We start from the raw sequence: 19,130 nt of genomic DNA on the forward strand, positions 1-19,130 counted from the left end.
CGCTATGGGTGTCAGACCGGCAGCCGTCGCAGTTCCTCACCGCGATCGCCACCGGCCGGTACCGACCGCGGCGCCAGGCGCGGCGTCTTTCGGCCACGCTCCCGCGCTCGGGCCATACTAAGACCGCGTCGGGCCCGGCGGGTCAAGTGGCGAGGTCGGGGCAAGTGCGGTGATCAGGAGCGGATGAGCGGGTGCCCGCAGGCGACAACGTCCGGATCCCGGCCGTGAGACCCCATGAGGCAAAACGCAAAAAAAGCCGGCCCGAACCCGGACCGACCTACGGAAACACATTCATCAGAATGCAGGAAAGTGGCACCCCCAACGGGAATTGAACCCGTGTCTCCGCCTTGAAAGAGCGGTGTCCTAACCTCTAGACGATAGGGGCTGAGCCTTGCCTTCGTGGCCGGTCTGCGGTGCCTCAGGGCGCCGCTGCCGTCCACGGGGCGTACACATATTCGGCGTCGGGCGCTGCGTCAAGCATTTTACGAAGAGAGATCGCAAGGCGGGTACGCGGCCGCTCTCCGGCTTGCACTCAGGCGGGGCTTGCGCCACCATTCGCGACCTTCCACCCCAGCGGATCAGCGCCCGACCTTGTTCCTTCGCCGAGCCATGACCGGTGCCGTGCTGGCGCTCCTGGTGCTCACCGCATCCGCGGATGCGGCGGAGGGGCCGATGCGGGTGGTGTCGATCAATCTCTGCACCGATCAGCTGCTGCTGCGTCTGGCCGACCCCGGCCAGATCGCCGGGGTCGGCCCGCTGTCGCGCGATCCGAAGCTGTCGGTCGAGGCCGCACGTGCGGCGACCGTTCCCCAGGTGGCCGCCTCGGCCGAGACGGTGCATGCCCTGGAGCCCGATCTGGTTCTGGCCGGCCGGTTCGGCGCCACGGCAGCAGCAGCCGCCCTGGAGCGGCTGGGGACACGGGTCGAACGCTTCCGCCCCGCCGCCAGCGTCGACATGATCCGAGACGGCCTGCTGCGCGCCGGCGACCTGCTGGGCCCCGAGGCCCGCAGCCGTGCAGATGCAGAAGTCGCCCGGCTGGAAGCGCGCGCCGCCATGCTGACCGCACGGGCAGCCACGCTGCCCCGCCGTCCCCGCGCGCTGATGCTGCGCGCGGATGGCAGCATGGTGGGTCCCGGCGGGCTTGCCCATGCCATGCTGGTGATGGGCGGTTTCGACAACATTCTTGAGCATCGGTTCGACCCGGCCGGGCGTGCCCGCCGTGGTGGTGACTGGCGGGTGGAGCTGGAAGCCGCGATCCGCGCCCGGCCCGAGGCGATCCTGATCGAGAGCATGCCCGGGGCCGCACCGGCCCTGGTCCACCGCCTGCCCCGCCACCCCGCCCTCGCCCGTCTGGCGGCATTGGGCGAGACGGCGCCCGAAATGATCCGCGTGCCCGGCAATCTTCTGGTCTGCGGGCTGCCCGACGCCCTCGACATCGCCGAAGCCCTGCTGCCCGTAGCCGAGCGGCTGTCGGCAAAACCACCAATTACACCGGAAGCCGGCGGCGCACCCGAAGGAGACGCCTCGTGAGCGACATGGCGATCCGCCGGGTGACCTGGATCCTGCTGATTGTCCTGCCCCTGATCGTGGGCTGGGTCTCGCTCGGTTATGGCCCGTCGGGTTGGATCGCCCCCGATCCGCGGGTGCTGCTCGGCGTCGATGCCCCCTCCACCGCCTCCGAAATCGTGATGCTGGAGCTGCGCCTGCCGCGCACCCTGATCGCGATGATGATCGGCGCGGTGCTGGGCGCCTGCGGGGCCGCACTTCAGGGCCTGACCCGCAACCCGCTGGCAGAGCCCTCCACCCTCGGCGCCTCGTCGACCGCGGCGCTGGGCGCCGTGACCGCGATCTATTTCGGCCATGCCGGCGTCCTTGACGGCCCGGCACCGGCTGCAGCCGGTCTTGCCGGCGCCGCCATCGGCCTGGCACTGGTGCTGGCGCTCGGCCGCGGCGGCGGGCTGTCGCTGATCCTGGCGGGCGTGGGCGTCGGCGCCCTCGCCACCGCCTTCGTCTCGCTTGCCCTCACTTTCGCCCCCAGCCCCTATGCGACGCTGGAAATGGTCGACTGGCTGATCGGATCGGTTGCCGATCGCACGCTTGCCGATGCCGGACTGCTCGCACCCTTCGCGGCCGTCTCTCTGCTGCTGCTCACCGGCTGCGGCGCCGGGCTCGATGCCCTGGGGCTGGGAGAGCGCACCGCCCGTTCGATGGGCGTGCGCCTTGGCCGGCTGCGCCTGCAGGTGGTGGCGGCGACCGCGATCGGGGTCGGATCGGCCACCGCCGTTGCCGGCGGCATCGGCTTCGTCGGACTGATCGTGCCCCATGCCCTCAGGCCCTTCGTCGGCCATCGCCCCGGCCGGCTGGTGCCGGCAAGCATGGCGGGCGGCGCGGTCCTGCTGCCGCTGGCCGATCTTGCCGGCCGGCTGATCGGCGACGGCACCGAAATCCGCGTCGGCGTCGCCACCGCGCTGATCGGCGCACCGGTCTTCCTGCACATCCTGCTGACCCGGGCACGGGTGGAGCGTGGCTCATGGTGAGTGCCATGCCGACCCTCGACCTTGCGGATGTCCGCGCCGTGCTGGGCGATCGGACCATTCTGGACCGGGTTACCCTCACTTTGCCGGCCGGCGGCCTCATCGCCCTGGTCGGTCCGAACGGGGCCGGCAAATCGACCCTGCTCGCGATCCTGGCCGGGCTGCTTGCGCCGGCCACGGGCGAGGTCCGGCTGGACGACGAACCCCTCGCCCGTCTGGGCGACCGTGCCCGGGCGCGGGTGATGGGCTATCTGGAACAGCAGCCGGAATGCCATTGGCCGCTGAGCGTCGCAGCCCTCGCCCGGCTCGGCCGCCTGCCCCATCGCGGCGCCTTCGGCAGCCTGGATCCGCGCGCCGACGCAGCGGCGGTCGAAGCCGCGCTCGCCCGCACCGGCATGACCGGCTTTCGCGACCGGCGGATCGATCATCTGTCGGGCGGAGAGCGGATGCGCGCCCATCTCGCCCGCGTGCTCGCCGGCGAGCCGCGGGTCATCCTTGCCGACGAGCCGCTGGCCGGGCTCGACCCGGCCCATCAGCTGGAGGTCATGGCGCTGCTGCGGGAGCTCGCGGCCCAGGGACGGGTCGTGGTGGTGGTTCTGCACGATCTGGCGCTTGCCGCCCGCTTCGCCGACCGGGCGATCCTGCTGGGCGAGGGGCGGGTCCTGGCCGATGGCCCGCCCGAGACGGCGCTCGACGATGCCGCCCTCGCCCGCGCCTATGGCGTTTCGGTCACGCGGGTGGAGATCGACGGCCGGCGGGTGCCGCTGCCGACCGCCCGCCTCTGACGGCCAGAACGCCGCAACAGGCCGGCGGCGTCAGCGGGCGGCCGCCACGTCGTCGATGAACATCTGAACGTCGTCGCGGCCCTGCCAGCGATCGCGCCTGAGGCCGCCCGCCACATGCAAAGGCATACCGCGCGCCTGAAGCAGCGCGCTGCCGATGGCATTGTCGGCCGCACGGAAGGCCATGCCCTTCAGCCGCGAGCCATCCTCGGCGCCCATGATCACCCGGATATGCCCCTGGCCGACGACATCCGCCTTCAGGATCCGCACGCCCGACAACGCGAAGCGCGGCTGGGCATTGCCGGTCCCGAATGGGCCGATACGCTCCAGCACCGAGACCAGATCGGTGGTGGCCCCGCCGACCGCCAGCACGCCATCCAGGCCCAGCCGCGGGGCCGGCGGCTCGCCGCCGGTCTGGGCGACGATGCGTTCGGCCAGGAAGGCATGCAGATCGACCAGCTGCGCCACCTCGACCGTCAGCCCGGCCGCCATGGCATGGCCGCCGCCATTGACCAGCAGCCCGGCCTGACGCGCGGCCGTCACGGCGGACCCCAGATCAACGCCGGGTACAGATCGGCCGGAGCCCTTGCCGATGCCGGTGGTGCTATCGACCGCGACCACGAAGACCGGGCGATGGAAGCGTTCCTTGATCCGCCCCGCGACGATGCCGATCACGCCCGGATGCCAGCCGTCGCCCGCGACCAGGATGAAGGGTGCATCGGCCTGGCGTTCGGCGGCCTCGAGCGCTTCGGCCTCGACCGCCGCCTCGATCTCGCGGCGTTCGGTGTTCAGCCGGTCGAGTTCCATGGCGATGCCGGTAGCCTCGTCGGGATCGTCGGTGCCGAGAAGGCGCGCGCCCAGATCGGCCTGACCGACACGGCCGCCGGCATTGATCCGGGGCCCCAGCACATAGCCCAGATGATAGGCTTCGGGTGCCTCGTCCAGACGGGCGATGTCGGCCAGTCGCGCCAGCCCGGTGTTGCGGCGCCGGGCCAAGACCTTGATGCCCTGAGCGACGAAGGCCCGGTTGACACCGGTCAGCGGCACGACGTCGCAGACGGTGCCCAGCGCCACGAGATCCAGCAGTCCCATCAGATCGGGCGGCTTGACGCCCAGTCTGTCATACACGCCGCCGTCACGCAGGGCCCGGTTGAGCCCCACCAGCAGCAGAAAGGCGACGCCCACCGCGGCCATCTGGCCATGGGGGCTGGTTTCGTCGAAACGGTTGGGATTGACCACGGCGAGGGCCGCTGGCAGTTCCGGCTCGCCGATATGATGATCGACGACCACCACATCGAGATGGGCGGCCCGTGCGGCCTCGAGGGCGGCGAATGCCGTGGTGCCGCAGTCGACCGTCACCACCACCCGCACGCCACGGGCGGCGAGCGCGGTCATGGCCGCGGCGTTGGGGCCATAGCCCTCGGTCATCCGGTCGGGAATATAGACCACCACCGGCACGCCGATCCCGCGCAGAAACCGGGTGACGAGTGCGGTGGAGGTGGCGCCGTCGACATCGTAATCGCCGAAGACCGCGATCGGCTCACGCGCGGCGATCGCCGCAGCCAGACGATCGACGGCCCGGTCCATATCGCGCAGATGCGACGGATCGGGCAGTGCGACACGCAGGCTGGGGTTCAGGAAATCGTCGGCATCGTCCAGGCCGACCCCGCGCCCCGCCAGGACCCGCCCGACGATCTCGGGCAGGCCCAGGCGCTGGGCAAGGGCCAATCCCAGGCGCTGATCGGCGAGCCGCGTTTCCCAACGTCGTCCGCCAAGCGAGCGTTCGACGCCGAGAACCGCGGCATCACGGAGCAGAACGTCCATGGGCAGGTTCGATACTCCGGAGAAGGAGGGTCGCTCGGAGAGAGCGGCCGGATCAGTCGAAGGCGGTCTTGCGGCCGAAATTATGCTCGGCCGAGATCACCCGGACGGTGCCGGTCTTGGACCGCATGATCAGGCTCTGGGTCGACCAGTGGTTCACGCCCACGCGATGCACGCCGCGCAGCATCGAGCCGTCGGTGACACCGGTGGCCGAGAAGATCACATCGCCCGAGGCCAGATCCAGCAGGTTGTAGATCCGGTTGAGGTCGGTGATGCCCAGGCGATGGGCACGGCCGCGCTCGTCGTCATTGCGGAACAGCAGCTTGCCCTGCATCTGGCCGCCGATGGCGCGCAGCGCCGCCGCCGCCAGCACGCCTTCCGGCGCACCGCCCGAACCCATATAGATGTCGATGCCGGTATCGGGACGCGCGGTCGCGATCACGCCGGCCACGTCACCATCGCCGATCAGCTGGATGCGCACACCCGCTTCGCGAACCTTGGCAATCAGTTCGGCATGGCGCGGACGGTTGAGGATGCAGGCGGTCAGGTCGGAAATCTCGACGCCCTTGGCCTTGGCCAGGCTCTTCAGATTCTCTTCGACCGTGTTCTCGAGGCTCACCACACCCTCGGGCAGGCCGCCGCCGACGGCGATCTTGTCCATATAGACGTCGGGCGCGTTCAGGAACTTGCCCTCTTCGGCCATGGCCAGAACCGCAAGTGCGTTGGGGCCGCCGGTGGCGCAGATGGTGGTGCCTTCCAGCGGGTCAAGGGCGATATCGACCTTGGGCCCCTTGCCGGTGCCGACCTTCTCGCCGATGTACAGCATCGGGGCTTCGTCGCGCTCGCCCTCACCGATCACAACCGTGCCATCGATTTCGAGGCTGTTGAGCGCGCGGCGCATCGCGTCCACGGCGGCCTGATCGGCGGCCTTCTCGTCACCCTTGCCGATCATCTTGGCGCAGGCCAGCGCGGCGAATTCGGTGACACGCACGGCCTCGAGGGCCAGGTTGCGATCCATGCTGTAAGTGATCATCGCTCTCGTCTTGTAGCCGTTCAGCGTCGGTCTGAAACCCGCGGGGGAAAATAACGCAACGACCGCCCGGAATCATCAAGGTTCCGGACAGCCAGATTGCGGCCGGGTCGCGCCGACGACGGATGTCATCCCACTCCGGCGATACCCTAAGCCCGAAGCGCCTCCGGCGCCAGAGGCTGAATCGGGGGATGGACACCCCGAAGATGGAAAACGGGCGGGACATGCAGCCTGTCCCACCCGTTTCCTCGCTCGTCGCCTGGATCAGAGGCTGTTTTCGATCCGGATCATCCGCGGCGGCTCGATCACCGCCGGCAGGGCGGCGATGGTGTCGAGCGCCCGGCGCAGCGCCGCCTCGGAGGTGGCATGGGTGGTCAGCACCACCGGCACCGCCTCCACCTCGCTGCGCCCGCGCTGGATCAGGCTTTCGAGCGAGACCTGCTCGGTGGCGAAGGCACGTGCCACATCGGCCAGAACCCCCGGCTGATCCAGCACCATCAGACGGATATAGAAGGCACCGACATGGGCATCGATCGGCGCCGCGGCCGGCGCACCCAGCGCCAGGGCCGGCACCGAGAAGGCTGGGCCTGCATGGCCGCGGGCAATGTCGATCAGATCGGCCACCACCGCCGAGGCCGTGGGGCCGCGGCCGGCACCGCGACCCTGGAACATCGTGCCGCCCACGGCATCGCCTTCGGCGACCACGGCGTTGAACACGCCTTCGACATGGGCGATCGGCGCCGACAGCGGCACCATGCAGGGATGCACCCGCTGTTCAAGCCCCTGCCCGGTCATCCGCGCCACCCCCAGCAGCTTGATCCGGAAGCCCAGCTCCTCGGCAAAGCGGATGTCGTCGATGGTGACGTGGCGGATGCCCTCGACATGGATCGCATCGATATCGGGCCGGCCACCGAAGGCCAGCGCCGCCAGGATCGCCAGCTTGTGGGCGGTGTCGATGCCGTCGACGTCGAAGGTCGGATCGGCCTCGGCATAGCCCAGCGCCTGGGCCTGGGCCAGCACGTCCGAGAAGTCGCGACCGGTGGTCCGCATCTCGGTCAGGATGTAGTTGCAGGTGCCGTTCAGGATGCCGTAGACCCGGCCGACCGCATTGCCGGCCAGACCTTCGCGCAGTGCCTTCAGGATCGGAATACCGCCGGCGACCGCCGCCTCGAAGGCCAGCGCCAGACCGCTTTCCTCGGCGGCTGCCGCAAGCTCGGGGCCATGGGCTGCGATCATGGCCTTGTTGGCGGTCACGAAGGACTTGCCGCCTGAGAAAGCGGCACGGGCAAGATCCAGCGCCGTCCCCTCTGCGCCGCCGATCAGTTCGACGACCACATCGACGTCATCGCGCCGGGCCAGTGCCACGGCGTCATCTTCCCAGCCCAGGCCTGCCAGATCGACGCCGCGATCCCGGCTGCGATCACGCGCCGAGACCGCGGTCACCTCGATCGGCCGTCCGGCACGGGCGGCGATCAGCGCCGCCTGGTTGCGCAGGATCTCGATGACCCCGACGCCCACGGTACCCAGGCCGGCCACACCCACGCGGAGCGGCACGGCATGCCCGGAGGCGGCGGAGAGGGGACTGGCGTTCATCGGACTTCCTCGAGTGCTTCGGCAGGTTTCAGGGCCTGTTCTTCACGGTATTCCTTGAAGAACCGCTTGATGTTGCGCACCGCCTGACGGATGCGGTGCTTGTTCTCGACCATGGCGATGCGGACATAGCCGTCGCCATATTCACCGAAGCCGATGCCCGGAGACACCGCGACATCGGCGCGGGCGAGCAGCAGCTTGGAGAATTCGAGCGAGCCCAGATGCTTGAACTCGTCGGGGATCGGCGCCCAGCAGAACATCGAAGCCTTCGGCGTCGGCACCGGCCAGCCGATGCCGTGCAGGCCTTCGACCAGCACGTCGCGACGCTCGCGATAGAGCGTCCGCATCTCCTCGACGCAGTCCTGCGGACCGTTCAGCGCCGCGGCACCCGCCACCTGAACCGGGGTGAACTGGCCATAGTCGAGATAGGACTTGATCTTGGCCAGCGCCTGGATGAGACGCCGGTTGCCGGCGGCAAAGCCCACGCGCCAGCCGGCCATGTTGTAGGTCTTGCTGAGGCTGGTGAACTCCACCGCCAGATCGCGCGCGCCCGGCACCGACAGGATCGAGGGCGGCGGCACGCCGTCGAAATAGACCTCGGCATAGGCGAGGTCCGAAAGGATGTACATCTCGTGGCGGCGGGCGAAGGCGACCAGCTTTTCATACTGGGCGACGTCGATCACCTCGGAGGTCGGGTTGCCCGGATAGTTCAGCACCATGGCCACCGGCTTGGGCGAGGTGTGGCGCACGGCATATTCCAGCTCGGCCAGGAAATCATAGCCGGGGCCATGGGGCACATGGCGGATATTGGCGCCGGCGATCACGAAGCCGTAGGGATGGATCGGATAGCTCGGATTGGGGACCAGGATCACGTCGCCCGGCGTGGTGATCGCCGAGGCGAGATTGGCGAGCCCCTCTTTCGAGCCGATGGTCACCACCACCTCGGTCTCGGGGTCGATCTCCACCCCGAAGCGGCGGCGGTAATAGCTCGACGCCGCCCGGCGGAGGCCCGGAATGCCGCGCGACTGGGAATAGCGATGCGTCTTCGGATCGCGCACTGCCTCGACCAGCTTGTCGACGATATGGGCCGGCGTCGGGGTGTCGGGATTGCCCATGCCGAGATCGATGATGTCACGGCCGGCTGCGCGCAGCCGGGCCTTCATCTGGTTGACTTCGGCGAAGACATACGGCGGCAGCCGCCGGATCCGCGCGAATTCGTCTGCCATGGGACCACTTCCCGTCGATCGTCTCGCAGCTTGGAGACCAGGTGAAGCAGGTGGCGGAACTTCCGTCGCCCGCAAGGGAGGTTCGAACGTCTCCGGGCGCGGGATGCGTCGGCGCCGGGGCGCCGCCCCCGCACGGCGCCCGTCGTCCGCTACAGGGGAAAATTTTCGCTTTTTAGCGGATGCCCCCGGTGGGTGCGATGAAAATTTCAAAATCCGGGGCCATCGAGCCTGCCGGCGCCTGGATCCGCGCGATCCGGGTGGCGGGCGCCCCCATCTCGGCGAGACGACGGGATGCGGCCTCCAGCCGCGCGGTGGCCAGCGCCGTTCCCTGATCGGTTCCGGCGACGAGCGCCAGGCTTTCGTCCCGGGCTGCGGCGATGCGCCAGGCGGCGCGCAGTTCGGCCGCCGCGGCATCATCGATCGCGGCGCTACCAGGGGCGAAACCGATCCGGCCCACCGAAAGCCCGGGCCGCGGCGCCTCGGGGCGGTTCGCCACCGCAGCAGCGGCGGCGGCAGCCTCGGCGATCGCCTGGCCGGCACGGGCCTGGTCACTCGCCAGGTCCTGGCGGATTTCGGTCCGTTCGGCAAGCGGGGTCACCGGCGGTGCCTTGGCCGGCACCGAATTCAGGGTCGGGAACGGCGCCGCCGCAAATTCCGCGCGGGCAGCCCGGATATCGGGATCGGTGCCGGCGCCGGGCCCTTCGGCACAGGCGCCGAGGGCGAGCGCGAACACGACGGCCACGGCCATGCCGCCGCCCGCGCGTCCCGCGAAATTCCGTCGCATCCCCACCGAGGCAGCGTTGAGCCCCGCCGCCTGCACCCGTATCATGGCCTTCACCTCGACCTCGCAGTACCACCGATCGCCGACTGTGGCGGCGCAACTATAAGGGACGTAAGGATGGCCGAGCAAGGAGCCGACCGGGGAAGCAGCACCGGCAGCCGTGACGACGCCGACGCCTTCGCACGCAACATGCGCGAGGTTGCCGAGCGCAGCCAGCAGATCATCCGCGATTTTCTGTCGCGGAACGAAGGCCTGGACACGTCCGCTCCCGCCGATCCCCTGAACCTCACCACCGCTTTCACCCATCTCACCGAGCGCATGATGGAGAACCCGGCCCGTCTGGTCGAGGCCCAGGCTGCGCTCTGGCAGGATTATCTCAATCTCTGGCAATCCACCGCCAGCCGCATGGCCGGCGGCGAGGCGAAGCCGGTCATTGCGCCCGAGCCGTCCGACAAGCGGTTCAAGGACAAGGACTGGAGCGAGAACCAGCTCTTCGACTTCATCAAGCAGTCCTACCTGCTCACCGCCCGCTGGATTCTGAACACCGTGCACGGTGTCCAGGGCATGGACCCCGACGAAGCCCGCAAGATCGACTTCTACACCCGTCAGTTCGTCGATGCGATGGCGCCGTCGAATTTCGTCACCACCAACCCCGAAGTGCTGCGGGCGACGATCGAGAGCAAGGGCGAGAATCTGGTCCGCGGCCTCAACAACATGATCCGCGACATGGAGAAGGGCGGCGGCGAGCTGCGCATCTCCATGACCGACGAGAAGGCTTTCGAGCTGGGCCGCAACGTCGCGACCGCACCGGGCAAGGTGGTGTTCCAGAACGGGCTGATGCAGATCCTGCAGTACACGCCCACCACCGAGACCGTGCACAAGCGGCCGCTGCTGATCGTGCCGCCATGGATCAACAAGTTCTACATCCTCGACCTTCAGCCCAAGAACTCGTTCATCCGCTTTGCGGTCGAACAGGGCCACACCGTCTTCGTGGTCTCGTGGGTGAACCCGGACGAGGAGATGGCGAAGAAGACCTTCGAAGACTATATGGTGGAAGGTCTGATCACCGCTCTCGACAAGGTGACCGAAGAAAGCGGCGTGGCCGAGGTCAACGTCATCGGCTACTGCATCGGCGGCACGCTGCTCGCCACCACGCTGTCCTATCTGAAGGCGCAGGGCGACAAGCGGGTCAAGAGCGCCACCTTCTTCACCACCCTCACCGACTTCCGTGACGCCGGCGACATCAAGGTCTTCGTCGACGAGGCCCAGATCGGCAACCTGGAAAAGGTCATGTCGAAGAAGGGTTATCTCGAAGGCCGGAAGATGGCGACCGCGTTCAACATGCTCCGGTCCAACGACCTGATCTGGAGCTTCGTGGTCAACAACTACCTGCTGGGCAAGGATCCCTTCCCCTTCGATCTGCTCTACTGGAACAGCGACGCCACCCGCATGCCGGCGGCGATGCACAGCTTCTATCTGCGGCATATGTACCGCGAGAACAAGCTGGTGGAGCCGGGCGGCATCACCATGCGCGGCGTGCCCATCGACCTCAGACAGATCGACATCCCGGTCTACATCCTGTCGGCGCAGCAGGACCATATCGCGCCGTGGAAATCGACCTATCGCGCCACCCAGCTCTATTCGGGCAACACCCGCTTCGTGCTGGGCGCCTCGGGCCATATCGCCGGCGTGATCAACCCGCCGGCGGCCAACAAGTACAACTACTGGACCAACAAGGATCTGCCTGCCGATCCGGAGGCCTGGTTCGCCGGCGCCGAGAAACATGCCGGCTCGTGGTGGGTCGACTGGGCGAAATGGATCAAGCGCCTGGGCGGCGCGCAAGTGCCGGCCCGCACCCCGGGCGAGGTTCTGGGAGTGATCGAAGATGCCCCCGGCAGCTATGTGAAGATGCGTGACTGACCCGAGCCTCTGACGAAGATCCCGGCGGTTTCTCCCCAGGAGGAACCGCCGGTTCCGTTTCAGGCGGTGACGGTCTCCAGAAAGGCCCTGGCCGCCCGCCCCAGATAGCGCTCGCGATGCAACAGCAGGTGAAATGCCCGCTGCGGCAGGTCGAGCACGGGGCTGCGCAGGCTGCCGAGCGCCAGCCCGCCCGCGACCACCAGAGCGGAGAGCGCGGTCGCCCCCGCCCCGGCCTCCACCGCCGCCCGCACCGATTCGTTCGAGGGCAGCTCCAGCACCACATTCAGGGTGTCGGGATCCACGCCCAGGCCGGCGAGTGCCACCTCGAACTCGGCGCGTGTGCCGGACCCCCGTTCGCGCAGCACCCAGGGGGTTTCCGCCAACTGGCCGGGGGCCACACGCGGCAGCGCCGCCCAGGGATGGCCTGCCCCCACCACCAGCATCAGCCGGTCGCCGGGCAGAAGCCGTTCCGACAGCGACGGATCCTCGACCGGCCCCTCGACGAAGCCCAGATCGGCGGTTCCGGCCCTGACCGCTGCCGCGACCTCGGCAGTGTTACCGATTGCGATCTCGACGGCGACCGCCGGGAAATCGGCCATGAAGCCGATCAGCCGCGCAGGCAGCCAGTAATTGGCGACCGTCTGGCTGGCGTGAATGCGCAGCCGGCCACGCGGATTGCCGGCAAGATCGGCCAGGGCCTGTTCGGCAGCCGCGGCCCGGGCAAGCACTGCACGGGCCTCTTCCAGGAAGATCCGGCCGGTCTCCGCCAGTTCGATGCCGCGCCCGACCCGGTGGAACAACGCCACCCCGTGACGGGCCTCCAGCGCCGCAATTGCAGCCGAAACCGTCGACTGGGTCAGATTCAGCGCCCGCGCCGCCCGGGTCACATGGGCATGCTCGGCCACCGCGACGAAGATTCTAAGCTGTTCGAGGGTCATGGCGCCGTCACCGCCCGGCGGCGTTCATGGCCAAGTGCGATGGCGAAGGCGATCTGCCCGACCAGCCCCGCTGCCGCCAGCACCAGCGCCGCTGCAAGTGCCGGCTGGCTGCCCAGTCCGGCCAGAGACGTGCAGAGCGCCCCCACCGCCATCTGGGTGAAGCCGTAGAGGCCGGAGGCCGAGCCGATGATCCTCGGATCGACCCCGATTGCTTTGGTCAATGCCGCCGGTGCCGCCATGCCGACCCCAAGGGTAAAAACGAACATCGCCCCGACCGTCGCCGTCACGCTCATCATGCCCGACAGCGTCGTCGCCAGAAAGACCAGCGCGCCCGCCACGCTCAACAGATTGGCGCGCACCATCAGCCGGTCGATCGACACGCGTCCGATCAGTCGGCTGGCAGCCATGCTGCCAAGCCAGACACCCGAGATCAGAATGCCAAGATAGATTCCCACCTCGTGTGGCGGCCGGTGCAGTTCGCCGGTCATGATAAAGGGCGCCGCAGCAATGAATGCATACATCGACGTGGTGGCACAGCCGCCGCCGATGGCGTAGCCGAGGAAGGCCCGAGAGGCGAAGAGGCGGCGATAATGCCTGAGAACCGAACCTCCGGCGGCCGCCCCCGCCCGCCGGCCGGTTTCGGGCAGCAGTCGCCAGGCACAGACGAGATTGGCAAACCCGATCACGACCAGTGCATAGAGCACCGATCGCCAGCCGGCGGCCGATACCAGCAGGCCGCCGATCAGCGGCGCGAAGCCCGGCCCCAGCGTTACCATCAGGTTCATGAGGGCAAGTCGCCGGGCGGCGTCCTCAGGTGCCGAGGTATCACGGACCATGGCACGGCCCAGCACGAGCCCCGCACAGCCACCGAAGGCCTGGAACAGCCGGGCGGCGATCAGGCTGCCGGCGCCAGGCGCCAACGCCGCTGCGATCCCCGAAAGCGTATAGAGACAGAGCCCGCCAAGCAGCACCGGCCGGCGACCGAAGCGGTCCGAGAGCGGGCCATAAAACAGTTGGCCTACCGCCAGCCCCAGGATGTACAGGCTGATCGTCAGTTGCAGCGTGCCGGCTGCAGCATCAAGTCCCTTCGCTGCCTCGGGGAGGGCTGGCACGAAGATATGCATGGCGAGGGTGCCGCTGAAGGTGATCAGCGCCAAAAGCCAGAGCGGCGCCCGTGGGGGCGCCGCCGTCGGATCGGATGGGGGAGACACGGCTGGGGTCATCCGGACATCATGCCGCCACGCCGCCTCCTGGGGCAACGGCTTCGGCATGTCGGATGGCCGGCCGGATCAGCCGAGCACCGAGACCACGGCCAGCGGCACGGCGCCGACCACCAGGGTGAGCATCAGGCCCAGGATCACCGGGCGGATGCCGCGGGCCTTCACCTTGCCGAGATCGGTGCCGAAGCCGATCGCCGCCAGCGCCACCGTCAGCATGATCGGGGTCGCCGCCGCAGACACATGACGGACCTCTTCCGGCACCACGCCCAGGCTGTTCAGCCCGGCAAGGGCCACGAAGCCGACCGCGAACCAGGGAACCGGCACCTTGGCCGCGGCCGCCTCGGCATCCTCGATCGCGTGGTCACCGCGGCGGGCGGCCCGGTCTGCCGCCCAGACCAGCAAGCCGACCACCGGGGCCAGCATGGCGACACGGGCGAGCTTGGCAATGACCGAAACTTCACCGGCGGCCGTGCCGTGCTGGAAGCCGGCCGCCACCACCTGCGCCACCTCGTGCACCGAGGCACCGATCCAGAGGCCGTAGGCGCGGTCGTCGAGGCCGAGCGCCGTGCCGAGCAGCGGCCAGAGGGCCATCACCGCCGTCCCGAACAGCGTGACCACGCCCACCGCATAGGCGATCTCGTCATCGCGGGCCCGCACGGCCGAGCCGACGGCCGCCGCCGCCGAGGCACCGCAGATCGCCGTGCCGCCGCCGATCACAGTGGCCAGTCGCGGCTCCACGCCCACCAGCCGGCCCAGCGGCCGGGCCAGCGACAGCGTCACGCTCAGGGCCGCCAGCGCGGCCAGAATACCGTCGAGGCCAAGCCCCAGGATGTCGCCGGCGGTGACCTGAAGCCCGAGCAGCGCCACGCCAAGGCGCATCAGCGGCTTGGAGGCGACCGCCAGACCGGGGGCCGCCACGGCAGGCGCCCGGCCGATCACCGCGCGCAGGACAAGCCCCAGTCCGATCGCGACCAGCACCGGGCTCACCGCCTGCATGCCCGAGGCGCGAACCATCAGGATCGCCGTGCCGCCGATCACGCCGGCCAGCGCCAGCCCCGGCAGTTTCGCCGCAAGCCGTGGCAGGGCTCCTGCGGTTTCAGTGGTGGGAAGGCTCGCCATGGCGTGATCTCCGGTCCGTCCTGCCCGGGGGTGATTTTTGCACCTCCCGGGGTGTGGTTCATGACCGAAAGATGACCGTTGGCGACCGTTCGCTCCAATGAATTATACAGCTTGTTCTGATCGATTTTAGCGAACGATCAGGATATCGGCACCACCGCGGCGCCCAGCACCTCACGGGCGATCTCCTGGTGGCTCGCGGCAAGCCCCGAATAATGACGGGCCGTGGCCGCAAGCCGGGGCATGCCCTCCTCGCCCAGATCGCGCAGCTTCTTGGCCGGTACACCGCCCCAAAGCTCGCCGGTGACGACCCGCTTGTCATTGCCGACCAGCGCCCCCGCGCCGACGATGGCGCCCCCTTCGACTACGGCACCGTCCAGCACGGTGGCGCTCATGCCTACGAAGGCACCGCTCATCAGGGTGCAGGCATGGATCATCGCGCGATGGCCGATGGTGACGTCGTCGCCGATCAGCGTCGGATGCGCCAGACGGCTGACATGGACGATGGTGCCGTCCTGAAGATTGGTGCCGCGGCCGATATGGATATGGTTTACATCGCCACGCAGCACGCAGCCATACCAGATGCTGCTCTCGGGCCCGATCTCCACCTGGCCCACCACCACCGCACCCGGCGCCACGTAACAACTGGCGTCGATCTTGGGCCAGATGCCGTCGAAGGGCAGGATGATCGCACCGGGGAAGCGCGCGGCAAGTTCCGCCGCCGGCACCGGATCGGCCGGCGGGGTGATGGTGAGTTCGGTCGAAGACATGACGTCAGTCCCTTGTTCTTCTTCTGAAAAAGGCTGGCGGATCACCCTCAGGCGACGTGATCCAGTCGCCCCTGATCCAGCCGCACCCGACGGTCCATGCGGGCGGCGAGTTCAGGATTGTGGGTGGCGATCAGCGCCGCCACGCCCTGATCCCGTGCAGCGGAAACCAGCAGGCCGAACACCCGTTCCGCCGTTTCGGGATCCAGATTGCCGGTCGGCTCGTCGGCCAGCAGCAGGCGGGGCCGGTTGGCCAGCGCGCGGGCGATCGCCACCCGCTGCTGCTCGCCCCCCGACAGCCGCGCCGGGCGATGATCGGCGCGGGCAGACAGCCCCATCAGATCCAGCAGCTCAGCCGCGCGGGCACGGGCCCTGGACCGCCCCTGCCCCGCCAGCAGCTGCGGCATCATCACATTCTCGATCGCCGAGAACTCGGGCAGCAGATGATGGAACTGATAGACGAAGCCGATGGTCGCGCGGCGCAGCCGGGTGCGCACGCCGTCATCGGCACGGCCGGCATCGGTGCCGTCGATCACCACCCGGCCGCCATCGGGCCGCTCCAGCAGGCCGGCGGCGTGCAGCAGGGTCGACTTGCCGGCACCCGAGGGGCCGATCAGACCGACCATCTCGCCCGGATGCAGGCGGAAATCGATGCCGCGCAGCACCTCCAGCACCTGGCCGCCCTGTTCGAAACGGCGGACCAGGCGTTCCAGGATCAGGACGGGCTCACTCATAGCGCAGCGCCTCCACGGGATCGAGGCGGGCAGCGCGCCACGCCGGATAAAGCGTCGCCAGGAAAGACAGCACCAGCGACAGGCCGACCACGCTCACCACATCCGACCAGACCACATCCGCCGGCAGTTTCGACAGGAAGTAGATCTCGGCCGAAAACAGCTGCGTGCCGGTCAGTGCCTGCAGCGCCTGGCGGATGCTTTCGATATTGGTCGCGAAGGCAAGCCCCAGCACGAAGCCGATGAAGGTGCCGACGATGCCGATCGAGGCGCCGGTCATCATGAAGATCCTGAGGATCATGCCCCGTGTGGCCCCCATGGTGCGCAGGATGGCGATGTCCCGCGACTTGTCCTTCACCAGCATCACCATGCCCGAGATGATGTTGAAGGCAGCGATCAGAATAATCAGGGTCAGGATCAGGAACATCACATTGCGCTCGACGTCGAGCGCGCCGACCAGGGTCGAGTTGGTCTGTTGCCAGTCGGTCAGCACCACGCCGCGGTCGGCGATGATCGATCCGATCTCGCCCCGGATCGCCTTGACGTTCTGCGGGTCGGTGACGTCGACCTCGATCGCGGTCGCCGCATCCCCGGTCTGGAAGAAGGCCTGAGCGGTGTCGAAGGGCATGAAGACCAGCGAGCTGTCGAATTCGAACATGCCCACTTCAAAGAGGCCGACCACCGGAAAACTCACCTGCCGGGGCATGCCGCCGAACGGCGTCGCCACGGTGCGTGGCGAGATCAGGTTCAGCTCGTCGCCAAGCCGGAGCCCCAGGCGCTGGGCCATGCGGGTGCCGATCAGCACGCCCTTGCCCTGGAAATCCTCAAGGCTGCCGGCCCGGATGTTGTTCGCGATCAGGGTCTTGCGCTCAAGGCTTTCGCGGGTGAAGCCGCGCACCAGTGCGCCGCGGGCATCGTCGGGCCCGCTCGCCAGCACCTGGCCTTCGACCATCGGCAGGGCGCGGACGACCACCTGGGCCTTTTCCAGATCGGCAGCGATTCCGCCATAATCCTGGATGCCGCGCCCCGAGGCACTGAACACGGTCATATGACCGTTGAGGCCCAGGATCCGGTCGACCAGCTGGTCGCGGAAGCCCTTCATCACCGCCAGCACCACGATCAGCGTGCCCACGCCGAGCGCAATGCCCAGAAGCGAAAAGCCGGCGATGACCGAGATGAACCCTTCCTTCCGCCGGGCTCTGAGATAGCGGAAGGCGAGAAGACGCTCGACTGTCCTGAACATGCGGGTTCCGTTGGCCAGAGGATCGAGGGGATGGGAAGGATGCGTGCGGGCCGACTTTAGGCACAGCCCGGCCACGGTGCAACCAAATGCCCCGTCATGCAGAGCGGATCACGACATCGTCACGGGATCGGGGCCGGAAACCGGTCCATGATTCCAGGATCCCCTGCGAGCGGAGCGGGTGACGATGCCACAGGATCTTCGGCTTGACGCCCTGCAGAACGGGCTGCTGCACAGAATAGAGAGCTATGTGCCGGTGCGCGGACGGCCGGCACCGCCGCGCCCGGCCCTGATCGAGGCGTTCCGGCGCCATCCTCGCCACCTCTTTCTGCCGCGCTACCGCCCGGCGGATCAGCCTGAGGGGCCGGCACGCGCCCCGGGTGATGCCGGCTTTCCAGAGGGCGCCTATCACGACCGCCCGCTCTGTTACGTCGACGAGCACGGTATCTCCCTGCCTGCCTCCTGCTCCGAGCCGGGCTTCATTTTCCATCTGGCCGAGTTGCTGGACGTCCGGCCCGGTCATCGGGTGCTGGAAATCGGCTGCGGCACCGGCTGGCTGCTCGCGATCCTCGCGCACGCCGCCGGGCCGGATGGAACGGTGGTGGGCGTGGAGATCAACCCCGCTCTGCAGGCTCTGGCCGCCCGCAATCTTGCCGCGGCGGGAGCAACCAATGCGATCGCCGTCGCAGGTGACGGCCTCGCAGCCGCCGGCCCGGGCCCCTTCGACCGCATCATCATGACCGCCTCGGCCTGGCAGCTGCCGACCAGGATTCTCAGCCTGCTCACGGAAGACGGGCTCGCCGTTCTTCCAATTCGTAACAAAGGCTTGTCAGAAGAGATTCACGTTTTGGAGCGGCGCGGTCCGGCGCTGGTGTCGCGCCTGACACGCCTCTGCCGTTTCGTGCCGCTGACCGGTCGCGATGGCGCGGATGAAAATCTTCTCATGCCTCGCCTGACCGCAGACCCCGACATCGCCCGGCTTGGCGAAACCGGGCGGCCACGATCGCTCGACTTCGGCCAACCGATACCGGATCGAATGATGCCGCCGGCGCTCGCCTTTACCGCCTGGATGTCAAAGCTGGAGCCGCGCTTCCGCGCCTGGCGGCTCGGCCCGGGTGACGGGCCGCCATCCCTGTTCGGTGATCCGGAGAGGCATGGTTTCGGTCTGGTGGACAAGTCCGCCGGATCCGCCACCCTCTGGCGCGCAGGCCAGGTGATCGCTTATGGCGACGAGAGCACACGCGATGCGCTCTTCGACCATCTGGCGCGATGGACGGCACAGGACGGGCCGACGGGTTATGCTTTCGGCCTCGGCATCACTGCCGCCCGAGGGACGTCTCCGGTCTCACACCACGCTTATCGCAAGCGCCGGGGCCCGCTCGATTTCTGGTGGTGGCTGCGCCCGCCCGCCGAACGGCTGTAGTAACCCGACAT

17 protein-coding genes and 1 tRNA gene are annotated in these 19,130 nt (G+C 68.5%); 5 read left to right on the forward strand and 13 right to left on the reverse strand.

The window, feature by feature from the left end:
* Positions 1-310 precede the first annotated feature (310 nt).
* Positions 311-385: transfer RNA gene (locus TMO_RS09740), tRNA-Glu, on the reverse strand.
* A gap of 206 nt (positions 386-591) precedes the next feature.
* Here TMO_RS09740 and TMO_RS09745 point away from each other — a divergent pair.
* From TMO_RS09745 to TMO_RS09755, 3 genes are read left to right on the forward strand one after another with little or no spacing between them, the layout of a single operon-like run.
* Positions 592-1,530, forward strand: coding sequence for an ABC transporter substrate-binding protein (locus TMO_RS09745; RefSeq protein ID WP_145978106.1), 939 nt, complete (start codon positions 592-594; stop codon positions 1,528-1,530).
* Between the two features lie 5 nt (positions 1,531-1,535).
* The gene (locus TMO_RS09750) at positions 1,536-2,537 is read left to right on the forward strand and encodes a FecCD family ABC transporter permease (protein ID WP_041605907.1); all 1,002 of its coding nucleotides are present in this window, start codon (positions 1,536-1,538) and stop codon (positions 2,535-2,537) included.
* The gene (locus tag TMO_RS09755; protein WP_014745456.1) at positions 2,531-3,319 is read left to right on the forward strand and encodes an ABC transporter ATP-binding protein; all 789 of its coding nucleotides are present in this window, start codon (positions 2,531-2,533) and stop codon (positions 3,317-3,319) included. The genes TMO_RS09750 and TMO_RS09755 overlap by 7 nt, the downstream gene beginning before the upstream one ends.
* A 30-nt stretch (positions 3,320-3,349) precedes the next feature.
* Here the strand turns inward: TMO_RS09755 and recJ are convergent, their stop codons facing one another.
* From recJ to TMO_RS29345, 5 genes are all read right to left on the reverse strand, one after another.
* Positions 3,350-5,140 carry a single-stranded-DNA-specific exonuclease RecJ gene (gene recJ / locus TMO_RS09760; RefSeq protein ID WP_014745457.1) on the reverse strand — a complete coding sequence of 597 codons (1,791 nt, stop codon included), beginning with the start codon at positions 5,138-5,140 and terminating at the stop codon, positions 3,350-3,352.
* A gap of 52 nt (positions 5,141-5,192) precedes the next feature.
* Positions 5,193-6,170: a class II fructose-bisphosphatase gene (glpX, locus tag TMO_RS09765; protein WP_014745458.1), complete on the reverse strand. Its 978-nt coding sequence runs from the start codon at positions 6,168-6,170 to the stop codon at positions 5,193-5,195.
* 261 nt (positions 6,171-6,431) lie between these two features.
* Positions 6,432-7,760: a homoserine dehydrogenase gene (locus tag TMO_RS09770; RefSeq protein WP_014745459.1), complete on the reverse strand. Its 1,329-nt coding sequence runs from the start codon at positions 7,758-7,760 to the stop codon at positions 6,432-6,434.
* Positions 7,757-8,983, reverse strand: a complete 1,227-nt coding sequence (locus tag TMO_RS09775) for an LL-diaminopimelate aminotransferase (protein WP_014745460.1) — start codon at positions 8,981-8,983, stop codon at positions 7,757-7,759. Before TMO_RS09775 ends, TMO_RS09770 begins: the two co-directional genes overlap by 4 nt.
* Before the next feature lie 172 nt (positions 8,984-9,155).
* Positions 9,156-9,821: a hypothetical protein gene (locus TMO_RS29345; protein WP_145978107.1), complete on the reverse strand. Its 666-nt coding sequence runs from the start codon at positions 9,819-9,821 to the stop codon at positions 9,156-9,158.
* A gap of 60 nt (positions 9,822-9,881) precedes the next feature.
* Here TMO_RS29345 and TMO_RS09780 point away from each other — a divergent pair, with 60 nt between their 5' ends.
* Positions 9,882-11,684, forward strand: a complete 1,803-nt coding sequence (locus TMO_RS09780; protein ID WP_014745461.1) for a PHA/PHB synthase family protein — start codon at positions 9,882-9,884, stop codon at positions 11,682-11,684.
* Between the two features lie 59 nt (positions 11,685-11,743).
* Here the strand turns inward: TMO_RS09780 and TMO_RS09785 are convergent, their stop codons facing one another.
* The 7 genes from TMO_RS09785 to TMO_RS32150 form a co-directional block, all read right to left on the reverse strand.
* Positions 11,744-12,622, reverse strand: coding sequence for a LysR family transcriptional regulator (locus TMO_RS09785; RefSeq protein ID WP_014745462.1), 879 nt, complete (start codon positions 12,620-12,622; stop codon positions 11,744-11,746).
* Positions 12,619-13,845: a multidrug effflux MFS transporter gene (locus TMO_RS09790; protein WP_014745463.1), complete on the reverse strand. Its 1,227-nt coding sequence runs from the start codon at positions 13,843-13,845 to the stop codon at positions 12,619-12,621. Before TMO_RS09790 ends, TMO_RS09785 begins: the two co-directional genes overlap by 4 nt.
* A gap of 66 nt (positions 13,846-13,911) precedes the next feature.
* On the reverse strand, positions 13,912-14,961 hold the full coding sequence (locus TMO_RS09795; protein ID WP_014745464.1) for a YeiH family protein: 1,050 nt from the start codon (positions 14,959-14,961) through the stop codon (positions 13,912-13,914).
* Between the two features lie 137 nt (positions 14,962-15,098).
* Positions 15,099-15,728 carry a gamma carbonic anhydrase family protein gene (locus TMO_RS09800; protein ID WP_014745465.1) on the reverse strand — a complete coding sequence of 210 codons (630 nt, stop codon included), beginning with the start codon at positions 15,726-15,728 and terminating at the stop codon, positions 15,099-15,101.
* 47 nt (positions 15,729-15,775) lie between these two features.
* Complete coding sequence (locus TMO_RS09805; protein ID WP_014745466.1) at positions 15,776-16,459, reverse strand: ABC transporter ATP-binding protein; 684 nt, start codon at positions 16,457-16,459, stop codon at positions 15,776-15,778.
* Positions 16,452-17,699: a lipoprotein-releasing ABC transporter permease subunit gene (locus tag TMO_RS09810; RefSeq protein ID WP_014745467.1), complete on the reverse strand. Its 1,248-nt coding sequence runs from the start codon at positions 17,697-17,699 to the stop codon at positions 16,452-16,454. Before TMO_RS09810 ends, TMO_RS09805 begins: the two co-directional genes overlap by 8 nt.
* 94 nt (positions 17,700-17,793) lie before the next feature.
* The gene (locus TMO_RS32150) at positions 17,794-18,219 is read right to left on the reverse strand and encodes a hypothetical protein (RefSeq protein WP_228382333.1); all 426 of its coding nucleotides are present in this window, start codon (positions 18,217-18,219) and stop codon (positions 17,794-17,796) included.
* Between TMO_RS32150 and TMO_RS29350 the strand changes: the two genes are divergently transcribed.
* On the forward strand, positions 18,148-19,119 hold the full coding sequence (locus TMO_RS29350) for a protein-L-isoaspartate O-methyltransferase family protein (RefSeq protein WP_228382311.1): 972 nt from the start codon (positions 18,148-18,150) through the stop codon (positions 19,117-19,119). The genes TMO_RS32150 and TMO_RS29350 overlap by 72 nt on opposite strands.
* The last annotated feature ends 11 nt before the right edge of the window (positions 19,120-19,130 follow it).

Origin of the sequence: Tistrella mobilis KA081020-065 (assembly GCF_000264455.2) — a bacterium.
Lineage (GTDB): Bacteria > Pseudomonadota > Alphaproteobacteria > Tistrellales > Tistrellaceae > Tistrella > Tistrella mobilis.